Origin of the sequence: Nocardioides sp. (assembly GCF_964228225.1) — a bacterium.
Lineage (GTDB): Bacteria > Actinomycetota > Actinomycetes > Propionibacteriales > Nocardioidaceae > Nocardioides.
In genome coordinates, this window is the sequence record NZ_CAXQZB010000064.1 from 22,798 (window position 1) to 29,626 (window position 6,829).

A 6,829-nucleotide genomic window follows, 5' to 3' on the forward strand; every position below is an offset into this window, starting at 1 on the left:
CGCACGGGCAGGCCGGGACGACCTGCCCGGTGTCGACGCCGGGAGGGGTGGAGAGCGAGCGGGGAGGGCTCGCGGGGCGACGACGCCGGGGTGGCGCCGTCGTGCGGATCGGGTGGGCGGGACGGTCAGTGGGACGGTCAGTGGGTGAGGGCGCGCACCACGCGGTCCCCCGAGAACTGGATGGCCTGGACGAGACAGACCAGCACCACGATGCAGGCGATCATGATGTTGTCGTCGAAGCGGCGGTGGCCGTAGTTGACCGCGAGGTAGCCGACCCCGCCGGAGCCGATCGCGCCGGCGATGGCGGAGTACTCGATCATCGCCACGATGTTGAGCGTCAGGCCGGCCGCGAGCCCGGGCAGCGCCTCGCGCAGCTGGATGCCGCGCATGATCTGGCCCCGGGTGGCGCCGGTGGCGACGCCGACGTCGAGCAGGTCCCGCGGCACCTCCCGCACAGCGTTCTCGGTGAGCCGGGCGAAGAACGCGACGCCGGCGATCGACATCGGGATGATCGCGGCCTGGAAGCCGATGGTGGTGCCGAAGACCAGCTTGGTCACCGGGATCACCGCGGCCATGAGCACCAGGAACGGCAGCGAGCGGCCGAGGTTGGCGATCCAGCTGATCGCGGCGTGCACGCCCCGGTGCGGGAACAGGCCGAGCGGGGAGGTGTTGTGGATCAGCAGCCCGAGCGGGCCGCCCAGCACCACCACGATCGACATCACCACCAGCACCATGCGGGCGGTCTCGCCCAGCGCGGGCACCAGCAGGTCGGGCACCTCGGGCCACGGGGTCGCGATGAGCGCGCTCATGCCGCGGGCTCCTCACCGGAGGCGGTACCGACGACGGTGCCGACGACGGGCAGTTCGGCGGTGATCGGCAGGATCCGCGCCGGCTCGGCCTGCGCCCCGGGGGCCTCGACGTGCTCGGCGGCCAGGCCCAGCTCGGCCAGCACCGCGTGCACGCGCTCGGCGGGCAGCGCGGGGTCCAGCCCGAGGGTGAGGCGCCCGAGGCTGACCCCGCCGCTGCTCTCGACCAGGGCGGCGAGCACGGCGACGTCGCCGCCGAGGCTGCGCTCGAGCTGGCTCAGCCAGGTGGGCACGACCTCGCCGCGATAGCGCACGTGCCAGCGGGTGCGCCCGCCGGCGTCGACCTCGGCGGGCAGCGGCAGCAGCGAGCGGGAGAGCTCGGAGTCGGTGCCGCGCACGATGTCGGCCACGGGCCCCTGCTCGACGATGCGGCCGTGGTCGAGGCGGGCGACGTGGTCGGCGACCCCGCGCACGACGTCCATCTCGTGGGTGATGACGACGATCGTGACCCCGAGGTCGTCGCGCAGCTCGGTGAGCAGGCGCAGGACCGAGGCGGTGGCGTCGGGGTCGAGGCCGGAGGTGGCCTCGTCGGCGAGCAGCACCGAGGGGCGCAGCGCCAGGCTGCGGGCGATCCCGACGCGCTGGCGCTGGCCCCCGGAGAGCTGGGAGGGGTAGGCGGTGGCGCGGTGGAGCAGGCCCACGCGCTCGAGGAGCTCCCCCACCCGCGCCCGGGTCTCGGCCTCCCCCACGCCGGCGTGGCGCAGCGGGAGGGCGACGTTCTGCGCGGCCGTGAGGCGGCGCAGCAGGTTGGCGGACTGGAAGACCGTGCCGATGCGGCGCCGCGCGACCCGCAGGTCGGCGCCCGAGAGCCGGGCCAGGTCGCGTCCCTCGACGACCACCGAGCCGCCGGTGGGGCGTTCGAGCAGGGTGAGGCAGCGGGCCAGCGTGCTCTTGCCGGCGCCGCTGGGGCCGACGACGGCGGCGATGCGGGCGTCGTCGACGCGCAGGTCGATCCCGTCGAGCACGCGGGTGGTGCCGTAGGTCTTGGTGAGACCGGAGATCTCGATCATGGACGCTGTCCTGGTTCTCGGGCGGTGGGTGGGGACCGGGGTCGTCCCGGCTCAGGGAGGGCGCGAGGACGACCCGGATTGATGTAACTCGACTGAGTTTATGGACTTTAGGTCGGCTGGCAAGCGCCGCGGGCCACACCGCTGATCGGTGTTGCCTATCGCGCCATCGCAAAGCCGCCGACCGGCACGGGCGACCACCGACCGGTCCCGCACCCGGGGCGAGGGGTGTCCGGGAGGTCGGACACCCCACGGGGGCGGGGCCGCGCAACGGCATACTGAGGACCATGACTTCGCCCTTCGATCAGCTCGCCAGCAGCGTCCTGGACGGCAAGCCCGCCACCGAGGACGACGCCCTCGCGGTCCTCCGCGCGCACGACGACGAGCTGATGGACCTCGTGGCGGCCGCCTCGCGGCTGCGCCGGGCCCACTTCGGCAACACGGTGAAGGTCAACTACCTGGTCAACCTCAAGTCCGGCCTGTGCCCCGAGAACTGCAACTACTGCAGCCAGGCGCTCGGCTCGACCGCCGACATCCTGAAGTACAAGTGGCTGCAGACCGACGAGGCGCTCGCTCAGGCGGCGGCCGGCCTCAAGGGCGGTGCCACCCGGGTGTGCATGGTGTCCTCGGGCCGCGGCCCCACGAACAAGGACATCGACCGGGTCACCGACATGGTCGGCGCCATCAAGTCCGAGCACCCCGAGGTCGAGGTCTGCGCCTGCCTGGGCCTGCTCAAGGACGGCCAGGCCGAGAAGCTGCGCGAGGCCGGCGTCGACGCCTACAACCACAACATCAACACCGCCGAGAGCCACCACGACCAGATCGTGCAGACCCACACCTACGCCGACCGCGTCGACACCGTCGGCAAGGCCAAGGCGGCCGGGCTCTCGCCCTGCTCGGGCCTGATCGCCGGTCTGGGCGAGACCGACGAGCAACTGGTGGAGGCGCTGTTCGCGCTCAAGGAGCTGGACTCCGACTCCATCCCGATCAACTTCCTCATGCCCTTCGACGGCACCCCGTACGAGAACACCTGGGAGCTCTCCCCCATCCGCTGCCTGAAGATCCTGGCGATGGCGCGCTTCGTGTGCCCCGACAAGGAGATCCGCATCGCCGGCGGCCGCGAGATGCACCTGCGCACGCTGCAGGGCCTCGCGCTCCAGGTGGCCAACTCGATCTTCCTCGGCGACTACCTCACCAGCGAGGGCCAGGCCGCCGAGGCCGACCTCGAGCTGATCCGCGACCACGGCTTCGTGGTGCTCGGCTCGGAGGAGCACACCGCCCAGCAGGCGTCCGACGCCGCGGCCCGACCCGCCGGCTCGGTGGACCCCGCCAAGCGCAAGCGCGGCGCCGGCACCGAGCTCGCCCCCAACGCCTGAGGCGACCTGCCCCGACCTGGACCGATCCGGACCCGACCCTGCGCGACCTGACAGGAGTGCCGCGGCGATGACGCTGCTCGACTACGACCGCGAGCACGTCTGGCACCCCTACACCTCCATGACCGACCCCACACCGGTGCGCGAGGTCGTCGGCGCCCGCGGGGTGCGGCTGCACCTGGCCGACGGCAGCGAGCTGGTCGACGGCATGTCGTCGTGGTGGGCGGCCATCCACGGCTACGGCGTGCCCGAGCTCGACGACGCCGTGCGCAGCACCGACTTCGCCCACGTCATGTTCGGCGGCCTCACCCACGCCCCCGCCGTGCGGCTGGCCCAGCGGCTGGTGCAGCTGGCCCCGCCGGGGCTGGAGCGGGTGTTCCTGGCCGACTCCGGCTCGGTGAGCATGGAGGTCGCGCTCAAGATGGCGCTGCAGTACCAGCGCGGCGTCGGACGGCCCGGCCGCACGCGCATGCTCACGGTCCTGGGCGGCTACCACGGCGACACCTTCGGCTGCATGAGCGTGTGCGACCCCGAGGGCGGGATGCACTCGATGTTCGCCGACGTGCTCCCCCAGCAGCTCTTCGCGCCGCGTCCGCCGGCGCCCGGCGGCGACGTCGAGGGCTGGACGACGACGTTCCGCGCCCTCGCCGAGCAGCACCGCGAGGAGATCGCCGCGATCGTGGTCGAGCCGGTGCTGCAGGGCGCGGGCGGGATGTGGCCCTACGACGTGCGATGCCTGCAGGCGATGCGCGCGATCGCCGACGAGCACGGCTTCTTGCTGGTGTGCGACGAGATCGCCACCGGCTTCGGCCGCACCGGCACGATGTTCGCCAGCGAGCACGCCGGCGTCGTGCCCGACATCGCGTGCGTGGGCAAGGCGCTCACCGGCGGCTACCTCACCCTCGCCGCGGTGCTGTGCACCGACGCCGTCGGCCGGGGCCTGTCGGCCTCGGAGTCCGGGGTGCTCATGCACGGGCCCACCGTCATGGGCAACGCCCTGGCCTGCCGGGTCGCGCTGGCGAGCCTGGACCTGCTGACCTCCCGCGACTGGGAGGGCGAGGTGGCCACCATCGGCGCCCGCCTCGACACCCACCTGCAGGAGATCGCGACGCTGCCCGGGGTGGCCGGCGTGCGTGGGATCGGCGCCGTCGGCGTCGTGCAGCTCGACCACCCCGTCGACGTCGTCTCCGCCACGCGGGCGGCGGCGGCCGAGGGCGTGTGGCTGCGCCCGTTCCGCGACCTCGTCTACACCATGCCGCCCTTCGTCTGCGGCCCCGACGACCTCGACGCGATCGGCCGCGCGCTGCGCGCCGCGGCGCAGGCCGGGTGAGCCGATGAGCACCCGCTGGAGCGACTGGCTCGCCGCGCAGGCCCAGGCGCGCGACGACGCCGGCCTGACCCGCATGCTGCACCCCCGTCGGGCCGAGGACACCACCATCGACCTCGCCGGCAACGACTACCTCGGCCTGTCGGTGCATCCCGAGGTGGTGGCCGCAGCGCGTGAGGCGGTCGCCGTGTGGGGCGGGGGCGCGGGCGCCTCGCGCCTGGTCACCGGCTCCCTGGTCCTGCACACCCACCTGGAGTGCGCGCTGGCCGACTACCTCGAGCAGCCCGCGGCGCTGGTGCTCTCCACCGGCTACCACGCCAACCTCGCGCTTGTCACCGCGCTCGCCGACCGCGACACCCTCGTGGTCTCCGACGCCCACATCCACGCCTCGCTGATCGACGCCGTCCGCCTCTCGCGGGCGCAGCTGAGCGTCGTCGCGCACAACGACGTCGAGGCCGTCGACGCCGCACTGGCGGCCCACGCCGCCCAGCAGCCCGCAGGGCGGGCGCTGGTGCTGTGCGAGTCGGTGTACTCGGTGCTCGGCGACCGCGCGCCGCTGGCCGAGCTGGCCGCGGTCTGCCGCCGCCACGACGCCCTGCTGGTGGTCGACGAGGCGCACGGCGTGGGGGTGCACGGCCCCGGCCTGGTGGCGCGTGCCGGCCTGGGCGGCGACCCGCACGTCGTCGTCACCGCGACGCTGTCGAAGGCGCTCGGCGCCCAGGGGGGTGCGGTGCTGGGGGCGCCGGCGCTGATCGAGCACCTGGTCAACCGCGCCCGTCCCTTCATCTTCGACACCGGCCTGGCGCCCGCACCCACCGCGGCAGCCCTCGCGGCGCTGCGCGTGATGCGCGCCGACCCCGCGCTCGGCGACGTCGTCGCGACCCGGATGGCCGACCTCGCGGCGTCGCTCGGCGTCGAGCCCTCCTCCGGGGCCGTGCTCTCGGTGCCGATGCCGAGCCCGCAGGCCGCGCTGGCTGCGCAGGCCGCCGCGCTGGAGGCGGGCGTGCGCGTGGGCTGCTTCCGGCCGCCGTCGGTGCCCGACGGCGTGTCGCGGCTGCGCGTCACCGTCAACGCCGGCGTCCCGGAGGACGCCTGGGCACGCGCGGTGCAGGTCCTCATCAGCGTCACCAAGGAGCACGCATGAGCCAGCGAGACGCCGCCGCCCCCCGCGTCGTGATCGTGACCGGCACCTCCACCGAGGTCGGCAAGACGATCGCGACCGCGGCACTGGCCGCCGCACTCACGGCCGCCGGTCACCGGGTGCTGGTGATCAAGCCCGCACAGACCGGCATCGAGAGCGGGGAACCGACCGACGCCGAGGTGGTCGCCCGGCTCAGCGGGGTGGACGCCACCACGTTCGTGGAGCTGCCCGAACCGCTGGCGCCCGACACCGCCGCGCGCCGCGCCGGCGTGGACCTGCCCCCCGTCGCCGCGCACGCCGCGCGGATCCGTGAGGAGGCGGCGGGCTACGACGTCGTCGTCGTGGAGGGAGCGGGCGGGCTGCTCGTGCGCCTCGACCTCGCCGACGGCACCCTGCTCGACCTCGCCGCCGACCTCGCCGGCACCCACGACACCCGCGCGGTGGTGGTGTGCGCGGCCGGGCTCGGCACCCTCAACCACTCCGAGCTCACCGTCGACGCCCTGCGCCGTCGCGGCGTGCCCGTGGCCGGGCTGGTCGTCGGCTCCTGGCCGGCCGAGCCCGACCTCGCCACCGCCTGCAACCGCGCCGACCTGCCCCGCGTGACCGGCGTCCCGCTGCTCGGCGTGCTGCCGGCCGGGGCCGGGGGCCTCGCGCCCGCCGACTTCCGCGCCGACGCACCCGACTGGATCCCGACACCTACGCTCGGACTGTGAGCGCGCTCGACCTGCCCGACACCGACGACCCCGGCACCGCCGGCGAGGTCTACCTGCTCGGCCTCGAACCCCGCCGCCGCGGCCGGGTGCGGCAGGTCGTCTACAGCGTGCTCGACCTGTGGTGCGCGATGGTGGGCGGCACGATGGAGCTGACCCGTGGCATCGACGTCGTCCTGCGCCACCGCGAGGACGGCGCCCTCGCCCTCATCATCCCCGCCGACGACCCCGAGGAGGCGGCCTTCACCCTCGAGCACGTGCGCGAGCAGCTGGCCACCCTCTCCCCCGCCGAGTTCCGCGCCACCTGGAGCATGGACTGACCGGTCCGCGGTGGTCGCCGGGGGACGTCTTCACAAGCATTCGGCAGCGTAATCCGCGAGATCGGAAGATCACACGTCTGAACTC

At 74.2% G+C, this 6,829-nt stretch carries 7 protein-coding genes; 5 read left to right on the forward strand and 2 right to left on the reverse strand.

Translation table 11 applies throughout. The features are described 5' to 3' along the window. Positions 1–137: 137 nt before the first annotated feature. On the reverse strand, positions 138–809 hold the full coding sequence (locus tag ACERUJ_RS16275) for a methionine ABC transporter permease (protein ID WP_370249868.1): 672 nt from the start codon (positions 807–809) through the stop codon (positions 138–140). Beyond that, positions 806–1,876 carry a methionine ABC transporter ATP-binding protein gene (locus ACERUJ_RS16280; RefSeq protein ID WP_370249870.1) on the reverse strand — a complete coding sequence of 357 codons (1,071 nt, stop codon included), beginning with the start codon at positions 1,874–1,876 and terminating at the stop codon, positions 806–808. Before ACERUJ_RS16280 ends, ACERUJ_RS16275 begins: the two co-directional genes overlap by 4 nt. A 284-nt stretch (positions 1,877–2,160) precedes the next feature. Here ACERUJ_RS16280 and bioB point away from each other — a divergent pair, with 284 nt between their 5' ends. The 5 genes from bioB (at position 2,161) to ACERUJ_RS16305 (ending at position 6,744) form a co-directional block, all read left to right on the forward strand. Continuing rightward, a complete protein-coding gene (gene bioB / locus ACERUJ_RS16285; RefSeq protein WP_370249871.1) occupies positions 2,161–3,249 on the forward strand; it encodes a biotin synthase BioB in 1,089 nt (362 codons plus the stop codon). Positions 3,250–3,316: 67 nt separating this feature from the next. After that, positions 3,317–4,576 (forward strand): adenosylmethionine--8-amino-7-oxononanoate transaminase, encoded by a 1,260-nt coding sequence (locus ACERUJ_RS16290; RefSeq protein WP_370249872.1) that lies wholly within the window; start codon positions 3,317–3,319, stop codon positions 4,574–4,576. Positions 4,577–4,580: 4 nt separating this feature from the next. Continuing rightward, positions 4,581–5,717 carry an 8-amino-7-oxononanoate synthase gene (locus tag ACERUJ_RS16295; protein WP_370249873.1) on the forward strand — a complete coding sequence of 379 codons (1,137 nt, stop codon included), beginning with the start codon at positions 4,581–4,583 and terminating at the stop codon, positions 5,715–5,717. Beyond that, complete coding sequence (bioD, locus tag ACERUJ_RS16300) at positions 5,714–6,427, forward strand: dethiobiotin synthase (protein WP_370249874.1); 714 nt, start codon at positions 5,714–5,716, stop codon at positions 6,425–6,427. Before ACERUJ_RS16295 ends, bioD begins: the two co-directional genes overlap by 4 nt. Beyond that, positions 6,424–6,744 carry a hypothetical protein gene (locus ACERUJ_RS16305; RefSeq protein ID WP_370249875.1) on the forward strand — a complete coding sequence of 107 codons (321 nt, stop codon included), beginning with the start codon at positions 6,424–6,426 and terminating at the stop codon, positions 6,742–6,744. The genes bioD and ACERUJ_RS16305 overlap by 4 nt, the downstream gene beginning before the upstream one ends. Positions 6,745–6,829 lie beyond the last annotated feature (85 nt).